Origin of the sequence: Roseateles saccharophilus (assembly GCF_004342485.1) — a bacterium.
Classification (GTDB): domain Bacteria; phylum Pseudomonadota; class Gammaproteobacteria; order Burkholderiales; family Burkholderiaceae_C; genus Pelomonas; species Pelomonas saccharophila.
This window is the reverse complement of the sequence record NZ_SMBU01000025.1, coordinates 1-25,686: the sequence shown is the minus strand read 5'-3', so window position 1 is coordinate 25,686 and position 25,686 is coordinate 1. Positions and strand designations below refer to the sequence as shown.

Here is a 25,686-nt window from a genome sequence, read left to right as displayed (position 1 = left end):
ACCCATGCTGAAGACCCGCGTTATCACCGCCGTCGTGCTGCTGGCCGTCCTGCTGCCGGTGCTGTTCCAGGCCTCCCCCTGGCCCTTCGCCTGGGTCACCGTCGCGATGATGGGCGCGGCCGGCTGGGAGTGGGCGCGGCTCAACGGCCTGCCCGGCACCGGCGCCATCTCGGCCGGCGTGGCCCTGGCCCTGGCCTGCGTCTGGACTCTGCTGATCGGCGGCCTGAACGCGCCGCCCTCCTGGGTCTGGTCGCTGGCCAGCCTGGTCTGGGTGCTGGGTGGCGCCTATGCGCTGCGCGCCGGCCCTGCGGGCTGGCCGCGGATCGCCCGCGGCGGGCGCCTGGCCCTCGGTGCGCTGCTGCTCTGGGGCGCCTGGCTGGCCATCGTGCAGGCCAAGGTGCATGGCATCAACTTCATCCTGTCGGTCTTCTGCCTGGTCTGGATGGCCGACATCGCCGCCTATTTCTGCGGCCGCGCCTTCGGCAAACGCAAGCTCGCGCCGGCCATCAGCCCGGGCAAGAGCTGGGAAGGCGTGTGGGGCGGCCTCGCCGGCGTCATCCTGCTGGGCTTCACCTGGGTCCATGTCATCGACCTGCGCTTCGCCGTCGACTCGCCCAGCCTCTACACGCTGCTGGTGCAGCGTCATGGCGTCGTGTCGCTGCTGGCCCTGGTCTTCCTCGCCGCGATGAGCGTCGTCGGCGATCTGTTCGAATCCCTCGTCAAGCGCGCCGTCGGCGCCAAGGACAGCAGCGGGCTGCTGCCCGGCCATGGTGGCGTGCTGGACCGTATCGACGCGCTGCTGCCGGTGTTCCCGCTGGCCCTTGCCCTCATCAGCCTATGAATCGCCAACGTGTTTGCGTGCTGGGCTCGACCGGCTCCATCGGCGTCAACACGCTGGACGTCCTCGCGCGCCACCCCGATCGCTATGAGGTCGTCGCGTTGAGCGCGATGAGCCGCGTCGACGAACTGCTGGCCCAGTGCCTGGCCTGGCAGCCGCGCTTTGCCGCCATGCCCGGGCGCGAAGCCGCCGCCCGGCTGCGCGAGCGCCTGCGCGAGGCGGGCTGTCGCACCGAGGTGCTGGACGGCGCCGCGGCGCTGGCGGAGGTCGCCGCCCATCCGGACGTCGACACGGTGATGGCGGCCATCGTCGGTGCCGCCGGCCTCGCGCCGGCCATTGCCGCGGCCCGCGCCGGCAAGCGCCTGCTGTTGGCCAACAAGGAGGCCATCGTCGTCGGCGGCGCCTTGTTCATGCATGCAGTGGAGGAGGGCGGCGCCACGCTGCTGCCCATCGACAGCGAGCACTCGGCCATCTTCCAGTGCCTGCCCGAGGACCGCGCGACCTGGCACGAGCGTATCGATCACATCGTGCTGACGGCCTCCGGCGGCCCCTTTCGCCAGCGCGACCCGAAGACCCTGGCCGACGTGACGCCCGACCAGGCCTGCGCCCACCCCAATTGGGTCATGGGCCGCAAGATCTCGGTCGACTCGGCGACGATGATGAACAAAGCCCTCGAGGTCATCGAGGCGCGCTGGCTGTTCAACCTCACGCCCGAGCAAATCAAGGTGCTGATCCACCCGCAGAGCATCATCCATTCGATGGTGGTCTGCCGTGACCAGTCGGTGCTGGCCCAGCTCGGCACGCCCGACATGCGCGTGCCCATCGCCTACGGCCTGTCCTTCCCCGAGCGCATCACCTCGGGCGCCAGCCGGCTCGACCTGCTGACCACGCCCAGCCTCACGTTCGAGGAAGCCGATGCAGTCCGCTTCCCCGGCCTGCACCTGTCCTGGCAGGCGCTGCGTGGCCCGGAGGGCACGACCACGGTGCTGAACGCGGCCAACGAGGTGGCGGTGGACGCCTTCCTGAACGGTCGGCTGCGCTTCGACCGCATCCATGCGATCAACTCGCAATGCCTGGCCGACGTGCAGCCGGGCGACTGCGGCAGCATCGAGTCCCTGCTGGACCTCGACGCCCGCACCCGCGATCACGCGCGGCGCCTCGTATGAGCCTTGCGGACCTGCCGCCATTTTTGTTCGCGATCGCGGTGCTGATCGCCGTGCATGAATGGGGCCACTATCGCGTGGCGCGGGCCTGCGGCGTCAAGGTGCTGCGCTTCTCGATCGGCTTCGGCCGCGTGCTGTGGCGGCGTGTCGGCCGCGACGGCACCGAGTTCACGCTCAGCGCGCTGCCGCTGGGCGGCTATGTGCGCATGCTGGACGAGCGCGACGGCCCGGTGCCGGAGCAGCAGCGCGAGCAGGCCTTCGGCCAGAGGCCGTTGCACCAGCGCGCCGCCATCGTCGCGGCCGGGCCGGCGGCGAACTGGCTGCTGGCGATTCTTCTGTTCGCCGTCGTCGCCTGGCTGGGCACCGAGGTGCCCAAGCCGCTGCTCGGCACGCCGGCGTCCGGTTCGCTGGCCGAGCGGGCCGGGCTGCAGGCCGGCGACTGGGTGCGCGCCGTGTCGCCAGACGGCCAGCAATGGCAGGACGTCGAATCCCTGCCGGCGCTGAGCGCCGCGGTCGCGCGCGCCCAGGCGCTGGGCGAGGGCCTGCAGCTGACCGTCACCGACGCCCAGGGCCACGGCTCGCACAGTGTCAGGCTGGATGTCGAGCGCCTGGCCGGCCGCGCGCCCGACGCACAGCTGTTCGCCGAGATCGGCCTGAACCCGCTGCAGGCGCCCCTCATCAGCCGCGTGACGCCCGATGGCGCGGGCGCCAAGGCCGGGCTGGTGGCGGGCGATCGCGTGCTCAGCATCGACGGCCGCGCGATCCAGGATGCCGGCCAGCTGCGCGATGCGATCCGCAATGCCCACGACGGCGGGCAGCCGCGCCACATGGCCTGGCGCGTCGAGCGCGCGGGCCAGGTCGTCGAGCTCGACGTCACGCCGCGCCTGCTGCAGGAGGCCGGTGGCCTGGTCGCGCGGCTGGAGGTCTATGTCGGCTCGCCGCCCGAGCGCGTGCTGGTCAGCCGGGGCTTCGCGGACGGGCTGTGGTCGGGCGTCGCGCAGAGCTGGGACATGGCCGCCACGACGGTGCGGCTGCTCGGCCGCATCCTCGTCGGCGAGGCCTCGGTGAAGAACCTCAGCGGCCCGCTGGCGATCGCGGACTATGCCGGCCAGTCGGCGCGCGCGGGCATCACGCCCTTCCTCGACTTCCTGGCGCGCATCTCGATGAGCCTGGCGGTGTTGAACCTGCTGCCGCTGCCGATGCTCGACGGCGGGCACCTCATGTATCATCTTTTCGAGGGTCTGAGTGGCCGCCCCGTCCCTGAATGGTGGCAACGGCAACTGCAGCGCGCAGGCGCGCTGATCCTGATGCTGATGATGGCCTTGGCCCTTTCCAACGACCTTGTCTCCCGCTTCGCGGGCTGGCACTGAACTCCCCCTGTCTCGCATGTCCTCTTTCCACAGTTCGGGAGCGAAGCATCGCCCCTCCCGCCTCGGTCTCCTGGCTTTGGCTCTCACGGGGATGTTCCAGTCGGGGCTGGCCTGGGCCGTCGATCCCTTCGTGCTGAAGGACATCCGCGTCGAAGGCCTGCAGCGCACCGACCCGGGTACCGTGTTCGCGTCGCTGCCCTTTCGCATCGGCGACACCTACAACGATGAGAAGGGCGCCGCCGCGCTGCGCGCGCTGTTCGCGACCGGCCTCTTCAAGGACGTGCGCATCAGCATCGAGGGCGATGCGGTCGTCGTCATCATCGACGAGCGCCCCATCATTGCCAACGTCAACTTCGTCGGCCTGAAGGAGTTCGATACCGAAGCGCTGTCCAAGTCGCTGAAGGACGTCGGCATCGGCGAGGGCAAGCCCTTCGACAAGGCCCTGGCCGACCGCGCCGAGCAGGAGCTCAAGCGGCAATACCTGACGCGCAGCCTCTACGGCGCCGAGGTCACGACGACGATCACGCCGATCGAGCGCAACCGCGTCAACGTCAGCTTCAACGTGACCGAAGGCGAGCCGGCCAAGATCGCCGAGATCCGCATCCTCGGCTCGAAGGTGTTCTCCGAGAGCACGCTGCTGGGCCTGCTGGAGCAGACCACCACCGGCTGGCTGACCTGGTACACGAAGACCGACCGCTATTCGCGCGCCAAGCTGAACGCGGACCTGGAGACCATCCGCAGCTACTACCTGAACCGCGGCTACCTCGAGTTCAACGTCACCTCCACGCAGGTGACCATCTCGCCGGACAAGCAGAGCATCAGCATCGCCATCACCGTCAGCGAGGGCCAGCCCTATACCGTCACCGGTGTGAAGCTCGAGGGCGACTACCTGGGCCGCGAGGAGGACTTCAAGCACCTCGTGTTCATGAAGCCCGGCCAGTCCTACAACGGCGAGTCGGTCGCGAACACCACGCGCGCCTTCAGCGACCTGTTCGGCACCTATGGCTATGCCTTCGCCCGCGTCGACAGCAAGCCCGATATCGACCGCGCCACCGGCCAGGTCGTCGTCACCTTCATCGCCGAGCCGCAGCGCCGCGTCTATGTGCGCAAGGTCATCATCTCGGGCAACTCGCGCACGCGCGACGAGGTGATCCGCCGCGAGTTCCGCCAGTTCGAGGCGGCCTGGTACGACGGCCAGAAGATCAAGGCCTCGCGCGACCGCGTCGAGCGCCTGGGCTACTTCAAGGACAAGGAAGTCACCATCGACACCCAGGAGGTGCCGGGCGCCCAGGACCAGGTCGACGTGATCCTGACCGTCGTCGAGCGCCCCACCGGCGCCATCACCGTCGGTGCCGGCTACTCCAGCCAGCAGAAGCTCTCCTTCACCGGCTCCATCCGCCAGGACAACGTCTTTGGCTCGGGCAACTACCTGGGCGTCGACATCTCGACGGCGCGTACCGGCCGGCAGTTGCAGGTCAGCACGGTGGACCCCTACTTCACCGTGGACGGCGTGTCGCGGGCGGTGGACCTGTTCTTCCGCACGACCCGTCCGATCAACACGCTGGGCGAAACCTACGAGTACATCACCAAGGGTGGTGCCGTGCGCTTCGGCGTACCCTTCTCCGAGGTCGACACGGTCTTCTTCGGTGCCGGCTACGAGCAGACCGACATCACAACCTCCAGAGGCCTGCCCAACAGCTATCTGCTGTACGTCAACCAGTTCGGCCAGCACAGCTACTCCATCCCGCTGACCGCGGGCTGGCAGCGCGACAGCCGCGACAGCATCATTTCGCCGCTGAAGGGTCGCTACCAGCGCGTCAACCTCGAAGTCAGCCCGCTGGGCGATGCGCAGTTCGCGCGCCTGAACCTGCAATACCAGCAATACTTCGACATCACGAACAAGATCACGTTGGGCGTCAACAGCGAACTCGGCTGGGGCGTGGGCCTGGGCGGCAAGCCCTATCCCATCTTCAAGAACTTCTATGGTGGCGGCCTGGGTTCGGTGCGCGTCTTCGAGGCCGGCTCGCTCGGCCCGGTCGACGTGACCGGCTCCTACACCGGCGGCAATCGGCGCTTCAACACCAATGCCGAGCTCTACTTGCCGGTGCCCGGCAGCGGCAACGACAAGAGCTTCCGCATCTTCGGTTTCGTCGACGCCGGCAATGTCTGGGGCGCCCAGGAGAAGCTGAAATTCGACAGCATCCGCGTGTCGGCGGGCGTGGGCCTGTCGTGGATCTCGCCGATGGGCCCGCTGCGCCTGAGCTATGGCAAGCCCATCCGCAAGGAACCCACGGATAGAATCGAGAAATTCCAATTCCAGATCGGGACTGCATTCTGATGATGAGCAAGCTCTTGCAATCGGTGGCCCTGGCCGCTTCGATGATGGTGGCCACCTCGGCCGTGCAAGCCCAGGAACTGAAGATCGGCTACGTCAACAGCGAGCGCGTGCTGCGCGAGGCCAATCTGGCCAAGGCCGCCCAGGTCAAGCTGGAAGCCGAGTTCGGCAAGCGCGAGAAGGACCTGCGCGACCTGGAAGCCAAGCTGCGCGGCGCAGCCGACAAGCTCGAGAAGGACGCGCCCACGCTGCCCGAAGCCGAGCGCAACCGCCGCCAGCGCGACATCGTCGAGCAGGACCGTGACCTGCAGCGCAAGAAGCGCGAGTGGCAGGAAGACCTGACCCAGCGCAAGAACGAAGAGCTGTCGGCCGTGGTCGAGAAGGCCAACCGCGTCATCAAGCAGATCTTCGACAACGAGAAGTACGACCTGATCCTGCAGGACGCGATCCACTTCAGCCCGCGTGTCGACATCACGAAGAAGGTGATCGACGCGCTGAACGCGCAGAAGTGACGCCGATGGGCAGCACGCCCGTCACGCTTGCCGAGCTGATCGCCGCCTTGGGCGGCGATTTGCTTGGTGGGGCCGACATCCGCATCTCCGCCATCGCGCCGCTCGACGAGGCCGGCGAGGAGGGCATCAGCTTCCTCTCCAACCCCCGCTACCAGGGCCAGCTCGCGACGACGCGCGCAGCCTGCGTCATCGTCGCGCCCTCGCTGGCCGAGGCGGCGGCGGCCCGGGGGGCGGCCATCGTCACGCCCGACCCCTACCTCTACTTCGCGCGCCTGACACAGTGGTGGGCGGCGCGCACGCGCCCGGCTTCCGTGGCCGGCGTGCACCCCAGCGCCATCGTGTCGCCCGAGGCGAGGCTGGGCCAGGGCGTCGAGATCGGCCCGCTGGCCGTCATCGAGGCCGGCGCCGTCATCGGCGACGGCGCGCGCATCGGCGCGCACTGCGTCGTCGAGCGCGGCGCCGTGGTCGGCGAGGGCACACGCCTCGCGCCGCGCGTCGTGCTCGGCCATGGTTGCCGCATCGGTGCCCGCGGCATCGTGCACAGCGGCGTCGTCATCGGCGCGGACGGCTTCGGCTTCGCGCCGTCCAAACAGGGCTACGTGAAGATCGAGCAGTTGGGCAATGTCGCCATCGGCGACGACGTCGAGATCGGCGCCAACACCTGCATCGACCGCGGCGCGCTCGCCGACACCGTCATCGAGGACGGGGTGAAGCTCGACAACCTGATCCAGATCGCCCACAACGTGCACATCGGCCGCAACACGGCCATGGCCGGCTGCGCGGCGGTGGCGGGCTCGACGCGCATCGGCGCGAACTGCACCATCGGCGGCGCGGCCAACATCATCGGCCACCTGACCATCGTGGATGGTGTGCACATCTCGGCCGCGACGACCGTGACGCGCAGCATCAGTGCGCCAGGTGTCTACAGCGGCCCCTATCCCTTCGAAGAGAATTCGAGCTGGCAAAAGAACGCGGCCACGCTGCGCCAGCTCTCGACCCTGCGTGAGCGTGTGCGCGACCTGGAAAAGAAATGACTGAGACGACGACCCCGATCACCATGGACATCCACGAAATCCTGAAGCGCCTGCCGCACCGCTATCCCATCCTGCTGGTGGACCGCGTCGTCGAGCTGATCAAGGGCGAGCGCATCCGCGCGGTCAAGAACGTCTCGATCAACGAGCCCTTCTTCCTCGGCCACTTCCCGCATCGCCCCGTCATGCCGGGCGTGCTCGTGCTCGAAGCCCTGGCCCAGGCCGCGACGCTGCTGGCCATCGAGACCATGGACATCGTGCTGGACGAGAAGTCGGTGGTCTATTTCGCCGGCATCGACGGCGCACGCTTCAAGCGGCCCGTCGAGCCGGGCGACCAGCTGGTTCTGGAGGTGACGCTGGGGCGTTCCAAGGCCGGCATCTACAAGTTCGCCGCCAAGGCCCTGGTGGGCGATCAGGTCGCCGCCGAGGCCGAACTGATGTGCACGATGCGCCGTATCGAGGCATGACCGCCCACCCCCGTAGCGCCTTCGGCGCTCCCCCTCAAGGGGGCGCACCCAGTGGCCTGGCAAAGCCAGTTCCACGGGTGCCGCAGGAGGAGTCGAGCACGCGCTCCGCACGTGCCTCTCTGGGGGTGGCATGGCTTTGATTCATCCCACAGCATTGATTGACCCTGCCGCCGAGCTGGACTCGTCGGTCGAGGTCGGCGCCTACTCGCTGATCGGCCCGCATGTGAAGATCGGCGCCGGCACCGTCGTCGGCCCGCATGTCGTCATCGAGGGCCACACGACCATCGGCCGCAACAACCGCTTCTTCCAGTTCGGCTCCATCGGCGCCGCCAACCAGGACAAGAAGTACGCCGGCGAACCGACCAAGCTCGTCATCGGTGACCGCAACACCGTCCGCGAGTTCTGCACGCTGAATGTCGGCACGGTGCAGGACCGTGGCGAGACCACGGTGGGCAACGACAACTGGATCATGGCCTACTGCCATCTGGCCCACGACGTCGTCATCGGCAACGAATGCGTGCTCGCCAACAACGCGACGCTGGCCGGCCATGTGCAGGTGGGCGACTGGGTCACCATCGGCGGCCTGACCGGCATCCTGCAGCGCATGCGCATCGGCGACCACGCGATGATCGGCTTCCAGGCCCATGTGGCCCAGGACGTGCCGCCCTTCATGACCGTGGACGGCAACCCGCTGGCCGCGCGCGCCGTCAACGTCGTGGGTCTGAAGCGCCGCGACTTCAGCGCCGAGCGCATCGCCGTCATCCGCCAGATCTTCAAGCTGCTCTACCGCAGCGGCCATACGCTGGACGAAGCCAAGGCGGGCATCGCGGCATTGCGCGGCACGGACGGCGGCGCGGCCGATGGCGACATCGACAGCATGCTGAGCTTCCTCGCCGCTTCCACTCGCGGCATCGTTCGATAACCGATGCAGACCGCGCCCCGCCTCGGCATGGTGGCCGGCGAGGCCAGCGGCGACCTGCTGGCCGGCCTGCTGCTGCAAGGCCTGCGTGCGCGCTGGCAGGGGCTGAAGTCCGAAGGCATAGGCGGCCCGAAGATGATCGCCCAGGGCTTCGAGACCTGGTGGCCGCACAGCAAGCTGTCCATCTTCGGCTATGTGGATGCGCTGCTGAACCTGCGCGAACTGCTGTCCATCCGCAAGCAGCTCGGCACGCGGCTCATCGCGAGCCGGCCCGACGTCTTCATCGGCGTCGACGCGCCCGACTTCAACTTCGGGCTGGAGGCGCGGCTGCGCGAGGCCGGCATCAGGACCGTGCACTTCGTCTGCCCGTCCATCTGGGCCTGGCGGCCCGAGCGCGTCGAGAAGATCAGGGTCGCGGCCGACCATGTGCTCTGCCTCTTCCCCTTCGAGCCCGAGATCCTGCACAAGGCGGGCATCGGCGCGACCTATGTCGGCCATCCGCTCGCCGATGCCATTCCGATGGAGCCGCCGCGCACCGCGTCGCGCGAGGTCCTGAAGCTGCCCGAGGCCGACACCGTCATCGCACTGCTGCCCGGCAGCCGCAAGAGCGAGATCAACCACATCGCACCGGCGCTGATCGGCGCCGCGAAGCTGCTGGCCAAACCCGGTCGACGCTTCGTGATGCCCGTCGTACCGGGCTTGCGCGGCCTTGTCGAGCCCATGCTCGGCGGCGTGGACATCCAGCTCGTCGACGGCCAGTCCCACGCGGCGCTGGCGGCCTGCGACCTGACGTTGGTGGCCAGCGGCACGGCCACGCTGGAGGCGGCGTTGTTCAAGCGGCCCATGGTCATCGCCTACCGCATGAACCGGCTCAACTGGTGGCGCATGAAGGGCAAGGGCCTGCTGCCCTGGGTCGGCCTGCCCAATATCCTGGCGCGCGAGTTCCTCGTGCCCGAGCTGATCCAGCAGGCCTGCACGCCCGAGAACCTTGCCCGCGAGGCCGAGGCGCTGCTGGCCGACGCGCCGCGCCGCCAAGCCCTGCGCCTGCGCTTTGTCCAACTCCACGAGCTGCTGCGGCAAGACACCGCGCGGCGTGCCAGCGATGCGATCGCGACGCTCATCGGCGCCTGAGCAGGGCGCCCTCGACTGGACGCCGCCCGGCCTCGTGGCCGGCGTGGACGAGGCCGGCCGCGGCCCGCTGGCCGGACCGGTGTTCGCGGCCGCCGTCATCCTGGACGAGTTGCAGCCCATCGCCGGCCTGGCTGATTCCAAGGTGCTGAGCCCGGGCAAGCGTGCGCGCCTGTTCGACGAGATCCGCGCCAAGGCGCTGTGCTGCTGCATCGCCGAGGCCAGCGCCGAGGAGATCGACCGCCTCAACATCCTGCAGGCCACGATGCTGGCCATGCAGCGCGCCGTGGCCGGCCTGCGTCTGAAGCCGGTGCGCGTGCTGGTGGACGGCAACCGCATCCCGGTGCTGCCGATGCCGGCCGAGGCCATCGTGAAGGGCGACGCCAAGGTGCAGGCCATCTCGGCGGCCAGCATCCTGGCCAAGGTGGCGCGGGACCTGTTCTGCGAACGCATGCACGAGAGCTATCCGCAGTACGGCTTCCTGGCCCACAAGGGCTACCCCACGCCCGAGCACCTGGCCGCGCTGCGCGAGCATGGCGCCAGCCCTTGGCACCGGCGCAGCTTTGCACCAGTGCGGGAGGTTTGCGAAAAATGAAGATCGACACCATCACCTCGCGCGACAACCCGGCCCTGGTGCGCCTGCGCAAGCTCGGCTCCGAGCCCGGCGGCTACCGCAAGACCGGCAGCGTCTGGATCGAGGGCGACCACCTGCTGCGCGCGGCCCTGCAGCGCGGCTGGACGCCGGTCCTCGTCGTCGCCACCGAGGCGGCGATGCAGGACGCCGTGCTGCGTGCGTTGGCCGAGCAGGCGCCGCGCGTGCTCGTCGTGCCCACGGCGCTGTTCAAGGCGCTGAGCGGCCTGGAATCGCCCGCGCAGATCGGTGCCGAGCTGACGCTGCCGGCCGCATCCGCCATCGACGCGAACGCCGCCAGCGTCGTGCTGGACCGGCTGCAGGACGCCGGCAATGTCGGCGCCATCCTGCGCAGCGCGGCGGCCTTCGGCGTGCGCCAGGTGCTGGCGCTGAAGGGCACGGCGGCGCTGTGGTCGCCTAAGGTCGTGCGAGCGGGGCAGGGCGCGCATTTCGGACTGCGCCTTATCGAGGGCCTGGCGGCCGACGACCTCGCCGCGCTGGCGGTGCCACTGATCGCCACCAGCTCGCACACCGAGCATGTGCTGAACCGCATCGCGCTGCCTTCGCCCTGCGCCTGGGTCATGGGCCACGAAGGGCAGGGCGTGTCGCCCGAGCTGATGGCTCGCTGCGCGCTGACCGTGGGCATCCCGCAGCCGGGCGGCGAGGAATCGCTCAACGTCGCGGCGGCGGCGGCCATCTGCCTCTACGAGAGCCAGCGGCAGAAGGCTTGACCAGCCGCGGCCGACGAAGGAACGAGGGCCAGGCCTGAGGGGAAGCCCGCAGCGAGGCGATGAGCTCGTTGTCGCACACTGCAAGCGTTTGCAGTCGGAGACTCCCATGCCCCCCGTCGCCTCGCCCCACCAGCTCGCGCGCCGCGCCATCGCCCTCGTCCTGGCCGGCGGCCGCGGCTCCCGCCTCAAGCAGCTGACCGATTCGCGTGCCAAGCCGGCGGTCTATTTCGGCGGCAAGTTCCGCATCGTCGACTTCGCGCTCAGCAACTGCGTGAACAGCGGCATCCGCCGCATCGGCGTCGTCACGCAGTACAAGAGCCATTCGCTGCTGCGCCACATCCAGCGCGGCTGGAGCTTCCTGCGCGCGGAGCTGAACGAGACGGTGGACCTGATGCCGGCCCAGCAGCGTGTCGACGAGGAGAGCTGGTACCGCGGCACGGCCGATGCCGTCTACCAGAACCTGGACATCATCCAGAGCACCGGCGCCGAGTACATCGTCGTGCTGGCCGGCGACCACGTCTACAAGATGGACTACTCCAGCATGCTGGTTGACCATGTCGCCACGGCTGCGGGCTGCACGGTGGGCTGCATCGAGGTGCCCAGGGCCGAGGCCAGCGCCTTCGGCGTGATGGCCGTGGACGGTGAGCGCCGCATCACGGCCTTCAAGGAGAAGCCGGCCGACCCGCCCACCATGCCCGGCCGCGACGGTGTGTGCCTGGCCAGCATGGGCATCTATATCTTCAACGCCGACTACCTCTATCGCCTGCTGGACGAGGATCTGGCGGACGCCGAGTCCAGCCACGACTTCGGCAAGGACGTCATCCCCAAGACCGTGGCCGAGGGCCGCGCCGTGGCCCACCCCTTTGGCATGAGCTGCATCAGCAATGCCAACGGGGCGCCGCCCTACTGGCGCGACGTCGGCACGCTGGACGCCTTCTGGGCCGCCAACCTGGACCTCGCCTCCATCAGCCCCGAGCTCGACATCTACGACACCGACTGGCCGATCTGGACCTACCAGCGCCAGCTGCCGCCGGCCAAATTCATCCCCGACCACAACGGCATGCACGGCATGACGGTCAACACCATCGTCAGCGGCGGCTGCATCGTGTCGGGCTCGCATGTCGTGCAGTCGGTGCTGTTCAGCAATGTGCGCATCCGCTCTTTCTGCAATATCCACCAGAGCGTGCTGCTGCCGGGCGTGTCGGTGGGGCGCAGCTGCCGGCTGACCAAGGTCATCGTGGACCGCGCCTGCGAGATCCCCGACGGCCTCGTCGTCGGCGAGGACGCCGCGCTGGACGCGGCCCGCTTCGAGCGCACCGAGAACGGCGTCGTGCTGATCACCAAGCAGATGCTGGCCCGCCTGTGATGCGTGTCCTGCAGGTCAGCGCCGAGCTCTTCCCGCTGCTGAAGACCGGCGGCCTGGCCGACGTGGCCGGCGCGCTGCCGGCGGCGCTGGCCGCGGTGGGCGCGCAGCCGCGCCTGCTGGTGCCGGGCTTCCCGGCCATCCGCGAATCCCTGAGCGGCGAATGCGCCGTCGCGCCCGTGGCCCTGCCGTGGAGCGAGGGCAGGGCGGCGCTGCTGCGCGGCCGGCTGCCGGGCTTTGCGATGCCCGTCTACGTGCTGGATGCGCCGGGCCTGTTCGACCGCCCCGGCAACCCCTATGGCGACGCGGCGGGCGTGGCCTATGTCGACAACCACCGCCGCTTTGCGCTGCTGGGCCTGGCGGCGGCGCGGCTGGCCGAGGGCGTGGACGGCAGCTGGAAGCCCGAGATCGTGCATGCCCATGACTGGCATGCCGGCCTGGCCTGCGCCCACATCGCCGCCAGCCGCTCGCGCCGCCGCAGCGAGGCGCGGACGGTCTTCACCGTGCACAACCTGGCCTACCAGGGCCTGTTTCCGGCCGGCCACTTCTGCGACCTGGGCCTGCCGCCGCAGCACTATGCGGTGGAGGGCCTGGAGTTCTACGGCCAGCTGAGCTTCATGAAGGCCGGCCTGCATTTCGCCGACGCGATCACGACGGTCAGCCCCAGCTATGCACGCGAGATCCAGACGCCCGAGCAGGGCTGCGGCCTCGACGGCCTGCTGCGCCATCGCGCCGGCGTGCTGCACGGCATCCTGAACGGCGTGGACTATGGCGTCTGGTCGCCCTCTGGCGACGCGGCCATCGCGGCCCGCTACGACGCGCAGGACGCGTCGGGCAAGGCCGCCTGCAAGGCCGCGCTGCAGCGCGAATGCGGGCTTGCGGAGCAGCCCGACGCACCCCTTTTCGGCATCGTCAGCCGGCTGACCGAGCAGAAGGGGCTGCCGCTGGTGCTGGAGACGCTGGACGAGCTGATCGACCGCGGTGGCCAGCTCGTCGTGCTGGGCAGTGGCGACGCGCGCCTGGAGGCGGCCTTTGCCGATGCCGCCGCCAGGCATCCCGGCCGGGTGGCCCGCCGCACCGGCATGGACGAGGGCCTGGCGCATCGCATCGTCGCCGGCAGCGACGTCGTGCTGGTGCCCAGCCGTTTCGAGCCCTGCGGCCTGACCCAGCTCTACGGCCTGAGCTATGGCGCGCTGCCACTGGTGCACCGTGTCGGCGGCCTGGCCGACACGGTGGTCGACTGCACGCTCGAAGACCTTGCCGCCGATACGGCGACGGGTTTTGTCTTCAGCGCCTTCACGGCCGACGCCTGCCGCCGTGCGCTGCGGCGCGCCTTTGCACTTTGGAGCCGCCAGGACAACTGGGCCCGCGTGCGTGCTGCGGCCATGCGCCAGCACTTTGGCTGGGACGCTGCAGCGCGGCGCTATGTCGAGGTGTACGACGGCCTGCTCGCAAGCTGAAACAAAAAAGCCTGCCACCGGACATGCCGGGGCAGGCTCTTCAGGGGCGCAGGCTCAGATCAGAAGCGGGTGCGCATGCCGACCGCGAGTTCGGTCTGGTTCTGGCTGCCGTCGACCTTGAGGGACGAGCCGTCCTTCAGCTTCATGTAGTCGCCGGCCAGGTAGACCTCGGTGAACTTGTCGAAGTGATAGAAGACCGAGGCGTACAGCGTCGAGCGGGTGCCGTTGACGGCGGTCGTCGCGGCAGAGCCGTCGTTGAAGGCGCGGATCGGGCCCATGACGGCGCCATCCTTGCCGAAGGCCGCGTTCTTGGACTTCTCGGTCTCGTAGCCCAGCTCGAAGTCGACGTTCTTGGTCAGCGTGTACTTGCCCGACAGCGTGTAGGCGTCGTCCTTGCGGTCGCCGAGTGCTGCGTTCTGCTGCGCGGTGTAGTGGTAGTAGCCGGCGTTCAGGCGCAGCGGGCCGACCGTGTAGTTGCCGCCGAAGGAGTACGAATTGTGCGTGTTGCCGGCGATGCTGGCCGAGGTCACGAAGCCAGCCAGGTTGTAGGCGCCGCCGGCATAGGCCAGCGTGGCCTGCTTGGTGGTGTTGTTGCCGAAGCCACCGGCGCTGCCTGCACCGTTGAACTGGTAGGCCGCGCTCGCGAACAGGCCGTTCTTGAAGTCCTTCTTCCAGACCACGCTGTTGGTCATGCGGGTGCCGGTCGCGCTGCCTGCGTAGAAGATCAGGTGCTTGAAGTTGTTGTTGTTGCTGTAGCCGCCTTCTTCCAGCGAAGGCGTGGCGCTGCCGTAGGCGTCGCCGTAGATGGCCGAGCCGATGGCGTCGCGGGAGGGCGCATCCTGGTAGCCCAGCGTCAGCTTGCCGAGCGCATCGCTCTGCACGCCGACCCAGGAGTCGCGGCCGAACATCTGCGTGTTGTCGTCGAACTCGCCGTTCTGGCTGGTGTACTCGGCTTCCAGGCGGAAGATCATGTCCAGGCCGCTGTCGCCCATCGGGCGCTTGCCGGTCATGCCCCAGCGGTTGCCGCTGAACCAGGCCACGCGCGGGCCGGTGGTGGCGGCACCGGCGGCGAGGTGGTTGGCGTGCACATAGCTCACGTCGATGAGGCCGTAGAGGTTCAGCTGGGCACCACCGGCGTTGACGGTCAGGCCCTGGCCGTAGGCATAGCCATTGGCCGGGTTCGCCTGGGGCGCTGCGGCCGCCTGCTTGGCCGCGGCGGCTTGCTGCTCGGTGGCCTGCTGCACGCCGGCCAGCTTCTTCTCCAGCGCATCGAGCCGAGCCTGCTGGGCCGCGGCGGCCTGCTTCTGCGCCGCGATCTCGGCCTTGAGGTCGGCCAGTTCGTCCGCGCGGGCCGGGGTGGCGGCGGCAAATGCGGCGAGCACGGCCGCGCTGATGAGGGTCTGCTTCATCGCTTATCTCCTGTTTGTGATGGATGGCGCTGCTGGAGCGCCTCGGAAGGGCACGGCGCGCATTCTTTTTTTCAGCAGCTTTCGCGCCGCTTTAGTTTGGGCAGCTCGTTGGAAAACCCTGATCCGCGTTGCGCCAGACATACGGCCAAATGGCGCCCCGATCCGCTTTGCACCCCTTGCGCCCATGCGCCTGCTGCTTGTCGAAGACAGTGTGAAATTGGCCGCCTGGCTGAGCAAGGCGCTGAGGCAGCATGGCTATGCGGTGGACGTCAGCCACGACGGCGTGCAGGCCGATTCCATGCTCAGCACGGAGCACTACGACGCGATCGTGCTCGACCTGTCGCTGCCGTCGATGGATGGCCTGACCGTGCTGGAGCGCCTGCGCGCGCGCGGCAATGCAACGCCCGTCGTGATCCTGACCGCGCGCGGCGAGCTGGAGGACCGCGTGCGCGGGCTCAACCTCGGCGCCGACGACTACCTGCCCAAGCCCTTCGACCTCGCCGAGCTGGAGGCGCGGCTGCAGGCGGTGCTGCGCCGCGCGCATGGCCAGCCCGTGTCGCGGCTCAGCCTCGGTGCGCTGGAGTACGACGGCAGCAGCCGCGTCTTCTCGCTCGCCGGGCAGCGCATGGCGCTGCGGCCCAAGGAGCATGCGGTGCTGGAGGCCCTGCTGCTGCGCGCCGGCAAGGCGGTCAGCAAGGCCAAGCTCTACGAGCAGGTCTTCTCGCTCGACGCCACCACCTCGCAGGACGTCGTCGAGATCTACATCCACCGCCTGCGCAAGCAGCTGCTGGACAGCGGCGTGCAGATCACGACGCTGCGCGGCCTGGGCTATGTTCTCGAGGCCGTCTGAAAGCCTGCGCCTGCAGCTGCTGCGCTGGCTGCTGCCGCCGCTGCTGCTGCTGCTCACGCTCAATGCCTGGCTGAGCAACCGGGCGGCGGTGTCCACGGCCGACATGGCCTTCGACCGCCTGCTCACCGCCTCGGCCGAGGCCATCGCCGAGGACGTCGCCTACAAGGACGGCGAGCTCGTCGTCGACCTGCCCTATGCCGCCCTCGAGCTGCTGGAGTCCAACATCCAGGAGCGCATTTTCTATCGCGTCGTGTCGCCCGCCGGGCAGACGGTGACCGGCTACGACGACCTGCCGCTGCCCAAGGTCCCGCGTGCCCCCGGCGCCGAGCTGATCCTCTACACGGCCGACTACCGCGGCGAGCGCATCCATCTCGTCGCCCTTGCCAAGCAGTTCTACGGCACCGACATCGCGGCGCCGGCCCTCATCCTCGTCGCGGAGACCGGCGAGGCGCGGGAAGCACTGTCGCGCCAGATCGTCGTCGAGGGGCTGACGCGCCAGAGCGCGTTGATCATCGCGGCCGCGATCTTCGTCTGGCTCGGCCTGGTGCGTGGCCTGAAGCCGCTGGCGCGGCTGCGCCGCAGCGTCGAGCAGCGCTCACCGTCTGACCTCAGCCCCATCGACCCGAGCACGGTGCAGGCCGAGGTGCGGCCCGTCATCGAGGCGTTGAACCAGCACACCTCGCGCCTGGAGCGCGTGTTGACGAGCCGGCAGCGGCTGACCACGGACGCCTCGCACCAGATGCGCACGCCGCTGGCCGAGATGCGCACGCAGATCGAATACTGCCTGCGCCAGAACCGGCCCGAGCTCGCGCAGCAGACGCTGCGCGACGTGCTCGGCGATGTCGACCGCCTGAGCCGCCTGGTGTCGCAGTTGCTGCTGCAGGCGCGCTCCGACCCCGATGGCCTGGCGGCCTGGCGCCGGGAGTTGGTCGACGTGGTCGAGCTGGCGCGCCAGACCGCGCTCGACCATGTCGGCCTGGCGCGCAAGAAATCCATCGACCTCGGCTTCGAGGAGCCTCCCGGGCCAGCCCTCGTCGCCGGCAACGGCCTGCTGCTGCGCGAGCTGATCGCCAACCTGATCGACAACGCCATCCTCTACGGCCGCGAGGGCGGCCGCGTGGACGTGCGCGTGGCGCTCGCCGACGGCGTCGTCATCGAGGTCGAGGACGACGGCCCCGGCATCGCCGCGGCGGAGCAGGAGCAGGTCTTCGAGCGTTTCTACCGCTCGCCCGCTGCCGTCGCCCAGGGCAAGCCGGGCTCGGGCCTGGGCCTGGCCATCGTGCGTGACATCGCCCGCGCCCACCAGGGCCGCGTCGAGCTGCTCGCCCCTGCAGGCGGCTGCGGGCTGCGCGTGCGGGTGACGCTGCCGGCGGCGCCTACTTGACGTCGCCCGTCTCGCGCCGCCAGCGGCGCAGGAACTCCTGCTGCTTGGCGCGGTCCAGGAACACCAGCAGCGGCGGCGCGACCGCGATCGCCTTCAGCCGTGAACCCAGCTCCTTGCGCAGCGTCGCGGCCGTGTATTCGCCCGGCACGTCGTCGCGGATCGAGAACAGCTCGGAATGGCTGGACAGCAGGCCCTGGCCGCGCCGCGACAGCAGATAGTCGAGCCAGAGTCGGGCGGCGTTGGGGTGCGAGGCCGTCTTGGAGATCAGCGCGATGCGCGACATGACGAGGGTGTAGTCGCGCGGCAGCACGACGCCGATGGAGGGGTCGCGGCGCGCGCGCGTCAGCGCGTAGGAGCCGATCAGGTTGTAGCCGAGGTAGTCCTTGCCCGAGGCGATGCGCTGCACCATGACCGAGGTGTTGGCCTCCAGCTCGACCGCGTTCGCGCCCAGTGCGCGCGCCAGCTCCCAGAAGTTGGTCTGCACGCGGCTGTCCTGGGTCGCGAACAGGAAGCCGACGGCCGACTTCTCGATGTCGTAGGTCGTCACGTTGCCGGCGTACTTGGCCCGCTGCGTCGTCAGCAGGCGCACGATGTCGGCATGCGTGGCCGGCACGTCGTCGCCGCTGACGAAGTGCTTGTTGTAGACGAACACCGCGGGCTCGAAGGTCGTGCCGTAGGCGGTGTCGCGCCAGACGGCCCAGTCGGGCAGGGAGCCGGCCTCGGGCGACTTGTAGCGCGCGGCGTAGTCGTCGTTGGCCAGCTTCATCTGCAGGTCCATGGCCGAGCTCCACAGCACGTCGGCCGATGGCTTGCCGGCGGCCGTCTCGGCCAGGAAGCGCTGGTGGAGGTCGGTGCTGTTGAGGTCGTTGTAGTCGACCTTGACGCCCGGGTTGCGCTGCTCGAAGTCGCGGATCAACGCGGCGACGGCCGAGAGGTCGGTCGTCGAATAGACCACCACGCGGCCCTCGTCGCGGGCCGCCGACGCGATCGCGCGGTAGGCGCCCGGATATTCCGGCGGAAGCTCCGCATGGGCGCATTGAAGCCATGGCAGGGCCAGCGCGCACGCCAGGGCCGCCAGCCTGCCTCTCGGGTTCGCTGCCGCGGGGATGAATCGTGCCATGCGGCGGAGGATAGTCATCGAAGCTGTCCGCCCCAGTCAGGTCCGGCCCCCATTGCGTCCGGGGCCTCAAAGCGCCAGCGCGACGACTCCGGCGGCGATCAGCACCGCGCCGCCCAGCCGCCAGCCCTTCTCGCCCTCGCCCAGCAACTGCCCACCCAGCAGCGCCGCGAACAGCATGGACACCTCGCGCGCCGGCGCCACGCGCGACAGCGGTGCCTCGCGCACGGCCAGCAGCACGAGGATGTAGGCCAGCGGCCCGAGGCCGGCGACGGCGAGCACGCCGCGCCACGAGCGCCTGAGCTCAGGCCAGAAGCTATGCCGCTGCCGCAGCGCAACGGGCAGCTGCAGCGGTACGCGCAGCACATTGCCGAAGTAGTCCAGCATCAGCGGCGACACGGCCAGCACCTTGACCGAATAACCGTCCAGCAGCGTGCAGCCGGCGATCAGCGTGCCGGTGGCTGCGCCCCACCAGACGCCATGGCGCCGCCGTCTTGCTGCCTCGGCATCGCGCGCCACGCCGCGGCCGATCAGGCGCGGCCCCATCGTGACGAGCAGGATGCCGCCCACCACGCCGGCCAGCCCCAGCGCGCCGTAGACGCCGAGCTGCTCGCCCAGCAGCAGGACGGCGGCCAGCGCCGACAGCAGCGGCCCGCTGCCGCGCGCGACCGGGTAGACGACCGTCAGGTCGCTGGCGCGGTAGCCGGCGATCAGGCAGTTGAAATAGGCCAGGTGGACGACGGCGCTGGCGGCGACCAAGCCCCAGGCCAGCAGCGACCAGCGTGGCAGCTCGTCCAGCCCCACCCACAGCACGGCAGGCAGCCACAGCACCGTCACGCCCAGGGCGCAGCTGAAGACGAAATGCGGCCCGCCGCCCCACTTCTTGGCGGCGAGGTTCCAGGCGGCGTGGAGGAGGGCGGCGGTGAGGACGAGGGCGAGGGCGTGGGCCGGCATCCTCAGCGCCCGCACGGCCGCCCGAAGGGCGCTGAACGCCCCCTCGGGGGGCTGAGCCCGCGCAAGTAACGTCCAGTGGACGTTGCTTGGCTGGCGAGGAACCGGGCCACTGGCCCGGTGCGGCCTGCAAGGCAGCGTCCGCAAGACGCGTGGGGGCTCATCATCAATAGATCAGCCGGTCCGGCCGGATGTCGCGCAGGATGGTCGTCGCGATCTCCTCGATGGACTTGTGCGTGGACGACAGCCAGGAGATGCCCTCGCGCTTCATCATGCCCTCGGCCTCGTTGACCTCGTAGCGGCAGTTCAGCACGTCGGCGTATTTGCTGCCGGGGCGCCGCTCGTTGCGGATGCTGCTGAGGCGCTCCGGGTCGATGGTCAGCCCGAAGCACTTGCGCTTGTGCGGCAGCAGCGGCACGGGCAGCTTGCGGCGCTCGAAGTCCTCGGGGATCAGCGGGTAGTTGGCGGCCTTGATGCCGTGCTGCATGGCCAGGTAGAGCGAGGTCGGCGTCTTGCCGCAGCGGCTCACGCCCACCAGGATGACGTCGGCCGTGTCCAGGTTTCGGGCCGACTGGCCGTCGTCGTGGGCCAACGAGAAGTTGATCGCCTCGATGCGGTCGTGGTACTCCTGGCTCTGGGCCACGTCCGAGAAGCGGCCCACGCGGTGGTTGCTCTTGATGCCGAACTCGTCTTCCAGCGGCTCGATGAAGGTGCCGAACATGTCCATGACCCGACCCTGGCAATGCTCGCGGACGATGTGCAGCACCTCGCGGTCCACCAGCGTCGCGAACACGATGGGCCGCTGGCCCTCGCGCATGGCCACTTCGTTGATCTCGCCGACGACCGCCTGCGCCTTCTCGGCCGTGTCGATGAAGGGCCGGCGCACGTGGCGGGGCTTGATCGAGAACTGGGCCAGGATGGAGTTGCCGAAGGTCTCGGCGGTGATGCCGGTGCCGTCAGAGACGAAGTAGACGGTTCTGGCGGGCATGGCGGCGGCTCGTGGAGTTGAGGGGCGCGGCCATGATAGCCAGCGCTAGGAGCCTGCGCGGCAGCGACAGGCTCCTAGCCGTCGACCGGCAGTTGCCCCTTGAGCCTGTCGATCAGCTCGCTCATGACGGCGCTTTCCGCGGCGGGCAGCAGGCCGGCGCGCAGCATGGACTCGCGCTCCAGCTCGCGCAGCCGCCATTCCAGTTCGCCGACAACGGTCATCAGCTCGATCTGCAGCTTGGCGTCGCGCTGCTCGGCCAGGCTGGCGACGAGAGCGTCGGGGTCGTGCACGTCCAGCCCGGTGCTGGAGAAGGCGGTCTGGATGCGCAGCAGGCGCTGCAGGCCGGCCTCCAGCACGGCGCGCAGGCCAGGCCGCGCGGCGGCGATGTGCTGGTCTATCCAGGGGCGTGCATGGCGAAAGCGCTCCAGCGTGCTGACGATGCCGACGACGCGCGGGATGGCGGACTCCAGCGGCATGGGGTCGGCCGCCATGGCCGGCGAATCGTCGCCCTGCGCGGCCAGGGTGATGGCCTCGGTGATCTCGCGGCTGAACTCGCCGGGGATGAGCCGGTTGGCGACGCTGGCCCGCGTCATCGGCGTCATGCTGGTCTCGATGAGGGCCATCAGCCATTCGGCGGCGGCCAGGATCTGGCCGTTCATCGGCAGGGCCGCGCCCTGCACGCCGCGCGGGTAGCCGAAGCCGTCCAGGCGTTCGTGGTGGTGCAGCACCGCGCTGGCGATCTCCTTGCCCGCGCCCGGCATTTCGCGCAGCACGCGCTCGCCGACGACCGGATGCGAGGCGACATGGCGCCACTCCGCCGGGCCCAGCGGCGTGCCGGGGCGCATGTATTGCGGGTCGATGTAGAGCTCGCCGACGTCGTGCAGCATGCCGGCCAGGGCCAGCATGCGATGGCGCTCGCTTTCGCCGGGCAGCACGCGGCGCGCCAGCGCCAGCGCCAGCATGGCCACGCCGGCCGTGTGCCGCAGACGGTCGCCCTGGTACTCGGCGTAGATGGTCAGCAGCGACTGCACCGGCACGCTGAGCTTCAGCGTGGCCAGCGTCGTCGGCGCGCTGGGGTAGAGGTCGTGGGCGCAGATGGCCTGCAGCAGGCTGTGCTGCTTGAACAGCGCCTCGCCCAGCGGGCCGAAGCTCTCCGGCATGACGCCCTGCGTGACCTGGACGCAGTCCTCGAGCGGCTTCTGCAGCTTGTGCATCAGCAGGCGCTCGCGCACCCGGCTGTCGATCTGCGAGCCCTTGACCAGCAGCTTGATGCCGTTCTGGCTGACGATGTCCTCGGCGGCCTCGACCGGTCGCGACGCCGACACATGGATGACATGGTCGAGGTAGTGAGGATTGACTTCGGGGGGCGGATCGGAGGTCACGCGGCATTGTGCACAGCCCGGGCAGGTTACGGGCGGGTACGCAGCGCCTAGAATCCGCCCAATTCCTCGCGATCAGCTCATGCGCGCCTCCTTCCTCCCAGAAGAATCCAGAATTGGATGGAGCCGTGCCTGCCTTGAGCATTTCTGCTCGGCGCCGGGCGTGGACGACGCGACGACACCGGTTTTTCAACCTCCCGGAGTTTTTTCATGTCCACCCTGTTCGAGGCGACCGCCCTGGTCGTACCGTTTGAGAACCTGAGGATGACCGACGTCGAGGCAGTTGGCGGCAAGAACGCTAGCCTCGGCGAAATGATCTCGCAGCTCGCCGCCAGCGGCGTGCGCGTCCCCGGAGGCTTCGCCACCACGGCGCATGCCTTCCGGCAGTTCCTCAAGCATGAGGGCCTGGACGCGCGCATCGCGGCGCGACTGAGCACGCTCAACACCGACGATGTGCGCGCACTGGCCGAGGCCGGCGCCGAGATCCGCAGCTGGATCGAAAACCAGCCCTTCCCGGCCGACCTGGAGGCCGGCGTGCGCTCGGCCTATGCCCAGCTGACCGCCGACAACCCCGATGCCACCTTTGCCGTGCGCTCTTCCGCGACGGCCGAGGACCTGCCGGACGCGTCCTTTGCCGGCCAGCAGGAGACCTTCCTGAACGTGCACGGCATCGACGAGGTGCTGCACAAGATGCGCGAGGTGTTCGCGTCGCTCTACAACGACCGCGCGATCAGCTACCGCGTGCACAAGGGCTTCGCGCATGGCGACGTGGCGCTGTCGGCCGGCGTGCAGCGCATGGTGCGTTCCGACCTCGGCTCGGCCGGCGTGATGTTCACCATCGACACCGAGAGCGGCTTCCAGGACGTCGTCTTCATCACGTCCAGCTACGGCCTGGGCGAGACGGTCGTGCAGGGCGCCGTGAACCCGGACGAGTTCTACGTCCACAAGCCCGCGCTGAAGGCCGGCAAGCTGGCCATCATCCGCCGCAACCTGGGCTCCAAGCTGATCCGCATGGAGTTCGCGACGCCCGAGGAAAAGGCCGCCAGCGGCAAGCTGGTGAAGACGGTGGACACGGTGCCCGAGCACCGCAACCGTTACTCGCTGAACGATGCCGAGGTCACCGAGCTGGCCCAGTACGCGCTGATCATCGAGAAGCACTACGGCCGCGCGATGGACATCGAGTGGGGACGCGACGGCATCGACGGCAAGCTCTACATCCTGCAGGCCCGCCCCGAGACGGTGAAGAGTCAGGCTGCCGGCCAGGTCGAGCACCACTACAAGCTCAAGGCCCACAGCGCCGTGCTGGCCGAGGGCCGCGCCATCGGCCAGAAGATCGGCACCGGCCCGGTCCGCCTGGTGGACAGCGTCGCCGAGATGGAGCGTGTGCAGCCGGGCGACGTGCTCGTCACCGACATGACCGACCCGAACTGGGAGCCGGTCATGAAGCGCGCCAGCGCCATCGTCACCAATCGCGGCGGCCGCACCTGCCACGCGGCCATCATCGCCCGCGAGCTGGGCATCCCGGCCGTCGTCGGCTGCGGCGACGCGACGGACAAGCTCAAGGACGGCCAGCTCGTCACCGTGGCCTGCTCCGAGGGCGACACCGGCTACATCTACGACGGCCTGCTGGAAACCGAGATCAGCGAGGTGCACCGCGGCGAGCTGCCCTATTGCCCGATCAAGATCATGATGAACGTCGGCAACCCGCAGCTGGCCTTCAACTTCGCGCAGATGCCCTCGGGCGGCGTGGGCCTGGCCCGCCTCGAGTTCATCATCAACAACAACATTGGCGTCCACCCCAAGGCCATCCTCGACTACCCCAACATCGATGCCGACCTGAAGAAGGCTGTCGAGTCGGTGGCGCGCGGCCACGCGTCGCCGCGCGCCTTCTATGTCGACAAGCTGGCCGAAGGCATCGCGACCATTGCCGCAGCGTTCTTCCCGCGTCCGGTCATCGTGCGCCTGTCGGACTTCAAGTCCAACGAATACCGCAAGCTCATCGGCGGCACCCGCTACGAGCCGGACGAAGAGAACCCGATGCTGGGCTTCCGCGGCGCTTCGCGCTACATCAGCGGCGAGTTCCAGGACGCCTTCGCGATGGAGTGCGAGGCCTTGAAGCGCGTGCGCAAGGACATGGGCCTGACTAATGTCGAGATCATGGTGCCCTTCGTGCGCACCGTGAAGCAGGCCGAGAAGGTCGTGACCATGCTGGCCGAGAGGGGCCTGAAGCGCGCCGCGGCGGGCGGCACGGACGGCCTGCGCCTCATCATGATGTGCGAGGTGCCGAGCAACGCCATCCTGGCCGAGCAGTTCCTGGAGCACTTCGACGGCATGTCCATCGGCTCCAACGACCTGACCCAGCTCACGCTGGGCCTGGACCGCGATTCCGGCCTGGAGCAGCTGGCCGGCGACTTCGACGAGCGCGACCCGGCCGTCAAGGCCATGATCTCGCGTGCCATCCGCGCCTGCCGCGCCACCGGCAAGTACATCGGCATCTGTGGACAGGGCCCCAGCGACCACCCGGACTTCGCCGAGTGGCTGGCCGAGGAAGGCATCGTGTCCATCTCGCTGAATCCCGACACGGTGATCGACACCTGGCAGCGCCTGGCCGCCAAGTAAGACGCCGAGCCAGGCTTCGCGATTCGACAGCAGCCCGGGTTCTCCGCAGGGGAGCCCGGGTTTTTTATTGCCATCGGGTTTTACTACGCTATTGACCCAAGAATCTCCGGAGAGCGAGCGTTGGCGCGGGTTTGGGGTGAGTTAGGTGAGGCGCGCACAACCTCCATATGGCCCGCGGTTTTTCATTCTGCGTGGCCCCTGCGAGAGGCATCAACGCCCCGGTCGCAAGACGACCTGCGCTGGCCTTGCGTGTTGCGCGAGGGGCGCTTGGATAGGTATCTTGCACATCAACGAAACCTAGACTAGACTTGGTCTAGATAGAGCCTTGGAAGTCCTATGGAAAGCGTAAACATCTATGACGCGAAGACCCGGCTGTCCCAGTTGGTGGACAAAGCTGCCGCGGGTGAGGATGTCGTGGTCAGCCGCAACGGCAAGCCGCTCGTGCGCATTACTAAGCTAGAGGTGCCGAAGCGGCGCATCAAGTTTGGCCTGCTCAAAGGCAAGCTGACCGTCCCCACGGACTTTGATGCGACATTGCCCGATGAGGTGGTCGCGGGCTTTGAAGGCCGCTGATGCGACTCCTGCTGGACACCCATATTTTCCTGTGGGCCGTGTCAGGGTCGTCTTTGTTGAAGCCTCCGGTGCGTCGTCTCATTGAAAGTGCCGACGAGGTGTATGTGTCTGCGGCTTCTGTGTGGGAGGTCGCCATTAAAGCTCGCTTGGGCAGGATTGACGCGGACCCGCATGAACTGGCAGCTGCAATCGACGCGAGCGGGTTTCTTGAGCTTCCGGTGAGCGCCGCTCATGCTGCAGAGGTGGCCTCACTCGAACTGCATCACAACGACCCCTTCGACCGCCTGCTGATAGCTCAGGCAATGGTGGAGCCGCTCAAGCTGGTGACGGTCGATGAGGTGCTGGCCAAGTACAGCGACGTCGTCCTTTTGGTCTAAGTGGCATGAACCAGGCGAGCACCCTGGATGATGGAAGACACTGGGGTGTGCGGGCCAGCGCGGGTAGAGGTCGATCAATTTATTGATGGCC

General features: G+C 68.7%; 23 protein-coding genes. 18 read left to right on the top strand and 5 right to left on the bottom strand.

Annotation, left to right across the window (positions count from 1 at the left end):
* Nucleotides 1-4: 4 nt before the first annotated feature.
* From EV671_RS18150 to glgA, 13 genes are all read left to right on the top strand, one after another.
* The gene (locus EV671_RS18150) at nucleotides 5-841 is read left to right on the top strand and encodes a phosphatidate cytidylyltransferase (protein ID WP_132574328.1); all 837 of its coding nucleotides are present in this window, start codon (nucleotides 5-7) and stop codon (nucleotides 839-841) included.
* Complete coding sequence (ispC, locus tag EV671_RS18145) at nucleotides 838-2,004, top strand: 1-deoxy-D-xylulose-5-phosphate reductoisomerase (protein ID WP_132574326.1); 1,167 nt, start codon at nucleotides 838-840, stop codon at nucleotides 2,002-2,004. The genes EV671_RS18150 and ispC overlap by 4 nt, the downstream gene beginning before the upstream one ends.
* Complete coding sequence (rseP, locus tag EV671_RS18140; RefSeq protein WP_132574324.1) at nucleotides 2,001-3,371, top strand: RIP metalloprotease RseP; 1,371 nt, start codon at nucleotides 2,001-2,003, stop codon at nucleotides 3,369-3,371. The genes ispC and rseP overlap by 4 nt, the downstream gene beginning before the upstream one ends.
* A 16-nt stretch (nucleotides 3,372-3,387) precedes the next feature.
* Nucleotides 3,388-5,709, top strand: coding sequence for an outer membrane protein assembly factor BamA (gene bamA, locus EV671_RS18135; RefSeq protein ID WP_132574322.1), 2,322 nt, complete (start codon nucleotides 3,388-3,390; stop codon nucleotides 5,707-5,709).
* Nucleotides 5,709-6,218: an OmpH/Skp family outer membrane protein gene (locus EV671_RS18130; RefSeq protein ID WP_132574320.1), complete on the top strand. Its 510-nt coding sequence runs from the start codon at nucleotides 5,709-5,711 to the stop codon at nucleotides 6,216-6,218. Before bamA ends, EV671_RS18130 begins: the two co-directional genes overlap by 1 nt.
* A 5-nt stretch (nucleotides 6,219-6,223) precedes the next feature.
* A complete protein-coding gene (gene lpxD / locus EV671_RS18125; RefSeq protein ID WP_132574318.1) occupies nucleotides 6,224-7,252 on the top strand; it encodes a UDP-3-O-(3-hydroxymyristoyl)glucosamine N-acyltransferase in 1,029 nt (342 codons plus the stop codon).
* Complete coding sequence (gene fabZ, locus EV671_RS18120) at nucleotides 7,249-7,716, top strand: 3-hydroxyacyl-ACP dehydratase FabZ (protein ID WP_243655794.1); 468 nt, start codon at nucleotides 7,249-7,251, stop codon at nucleotides 7,714-7,716. Before lpxD ends, fabZ begins: the two co-directional genes overlap by 4 nt.
* Nucleotides 7,717-7,846: 130 nt before the next feature.
* Nucleotides 7,847-8,638 (top strand): acyl-ACP--UDP-N-acetylglucosamine O-acyltransferase, encoded by a 792-nt coding sequence (lpxA, locus tag EV671_RS18115; protein WP_132574316.1) that lies wholly within the window; start codon nucleotides 7,847-7,849, stop codon nucleotides 8,636-8,638.
* A gap of 3 nt (nucleotides 8,639-8,641) precedes the next feature.
* The gene (gene lpxB / locus EV671_RS18110) at nucleotides 8,642-9,766 is read left to right on the top strand and encodes a lipid-A-disaccharide synthase (protein WP_243655793.1); all 1,125 of its coding nucleotides are present in this window, start codon (nucleotides 8,642-8,644) and stop codon (nucleotides 9,764-9,766) included.
* Nucleotides 9,738-10,358, top strand: coding sequence for a ribonuclease HII (rnhB, locus tag EV671_RS18105; RefSeq protein ID WP_132574314.1), 621 nt, complete (start codon nucleotides 9,738-9,740; stop codon nucleotides 10,356-10,358). Before lpxB ends, rnhB begins: the two co-directional genes overlap by 29 nt.
* A complete protein-coding gene (locus EV671_RS18100; RefSeq protein WP_132574312.1) occupies nucleotides 10,355-11,125 on the top strand; it encodes a TrmH family RNA methyltransferase in 771 nt (256 codons plus the stop codon). The genes rnhB and EV671_RS18100 overlap by 4 nt, the downstream gene beginning before the upstream one ends.
* Before the next feature lie 106 nt (nucleotides 11,126-11,231).
* A complete protein-coding gene (glgC, locus tag EV671_RS18095) occupies nucleotides 11,232-12,491 on the top strand; it encodes a glucose-1-phosphate adenylyltransferase (protein ID WP_132574310.1) in 1,260 nt (419 codons plus the stop codon).
* Nucleotides 12,491-13,948, top strand: coding sequence for a glycogen synthase GlgA (gene glgA / locus EV671_RS18090; protein ID WP_132574308.1), 1,458 nt, complete (start codon nucleotides 12,491-12,493; stop codon nucleotides 13,946-13,948). Before glgC ends, glgA begins: the two co-directional genes overlap by 1 nt.
* 59 nt (nucleotides 13,949-14,007) lie before the next feature.
* On the opposite strand, the gene EV671_RS18085 is transcribed toward glgA, so the two are convergent.
* Complete coding sequence (locus EV671_RS18085; protein WP_132574306.1) at nucleotides 14,008-15,357, bottom strand: porin; 1,350 nt, start codon at nucleotides 15,355-15,357, stop codon at nucleotides 14,008-14,010.
* Between the two features lie 184 nt (nucleotides 15,358-15,541).
* Here EV671_RS18085 and EV671_RS18080 point away from each other — a divergent pair, with 184 nt between their 5' ends.
* On the top strand, nucleotides 15,542-16,207 hold the full coding sequence (locus EV671_RS18080; protein ID WP_132574304.1) for a response regulator: 666 nt from the start codon (nucleotides 15,542-15,544) through the stop codon (nucleotides 16,205-16,207).
* Nucleotides 16,188-17,591, top strand: a complete 1,404-nt coding sequence (locus tag EV671_RS18075) for a sensor histidine kinase (RefSeq protein ID WP_132574302.1) — start codon at nucleotides 16,188-16,190, stop codon at nucleotides 17,589-17,591. Before EV671_RS18080 ends, EV671_RS18075 begins: the two co-directional genes overlap by 20 nt.
* Here EV671_RS18075 and EV671_RS18070 read toward each other — a convergent pair.
* The 4 genes from EV671_RS18070 to EV671_RS18055 form a co-directional block, all read right to left on the bottom strand.
* Nucleotides 17,584-18,711 carry an ABC transporter substrate-binding protein gene (locus EV671_RS18070; RefSeq protein ID WP_132574300.1) on the bottom strand — a complete coding sequence of 376 codons (1,128 nt, stop codon included), beginning with the start codon at nucleotides 18,709-18,711 and terminating at the stop codon, nucleotides 17,584-17,586. The genes EV671_RS18075 and EV671_RS18070 overlap by 8 nt on opposite strands.
* Nucleotides 18,712-18,777: 66 nt before the next feature.
* Nucleotides 18,778-19,662 (bottom strand): EamA family transporter, encoded by an 885-nt coding sequence (locus EV671_RS18065; protein WP_132574298.1) that lies wholly within the window; start codon nucleotides 19,660-19,662, stop codon nucleotides 18,778-18,780.
* Between the two features lie 163 nt (nucleotides 19,663-19,825).
* Nucleotides 19,826-20,647 carry a posphoenolpyruvate synthetase regulatory kinase/phosphorylase PpsR gene (gene ppsR, locus EV671_RS18060; RefSeq protein WP_132574296.1) on the bottom strand — a complete coding sequence of 274 codons (822 nt, stop codon included), beginning with the start codon at nucleotides 20,645-20,647 and terminating at the stop codon, nucleotides 19,826-19,828.
* A 74-nt stretch (nucleotides 20,648-20,721) separates the two neighbouring features.
* Nucleotides 20,722-22,029, bottom strand: a complete 1,308-nt coding sequence (locus tag EV671_RS18055; RefSeq protein ID WP_132574294.1) for an HD-GYP domain-containing protein — start codon at nucleotides 22,027-22,029, stop codon at nucleotides 20,722-20,724.
* 207 nt (nucleotides 22,030-22,236) lie between these two features.
* On the opposite strand from EV671_RS18055, the gene ppsA reads away from it, so the two are divergent.
* The 3 genes from ppsA to EV671_RS18040 all read left to right on the top strand — a co-directional run bounded on the left by ppsA (nucleotide 22,237) and on the right by EV671_RS18040 (nucleotide 25,595).
* A complete protein-coding gene (ppsA, locus tag EV671_RS18050; protein ID WP_132574292.1) occupies nucleotides 22,237-24,645 on the top strand; it encodes a phosphoenolpyruvate synthase in 2,409 nt (802 codons plus the stop codon).
* A gap of 336 nt (nucleotides 24,646-24,981) precedes the next feature.
* Complete coding sequence (locus EV671_RS18045) at nucleotides 24,982-25,218, top strand: type II toxin-antitoxin system Phd/YefM family antitoxin (protein WP_132574290.1); 237 nt, start codon at nucleotides 24,982-24,984, stop codon at nucleotides 25,216-25,218.
* A complete protein-coding gene (locus tag EV671_RS18040; protein WP_132574288.1) occupies nucleotides 25,218-25,595 on the top strand; it encodes a type II toxin-antitoxin system VapC family toxin in 378 nt (125 codons plus the stop codon). The genes EV671_RS18045 and EV671_RS18040 overlap by 1 nt, the downstream gene beginning before the upstream one ends.
* Nucleotides 25,596-25,686 lie beyond the last annotated feature (91 nt).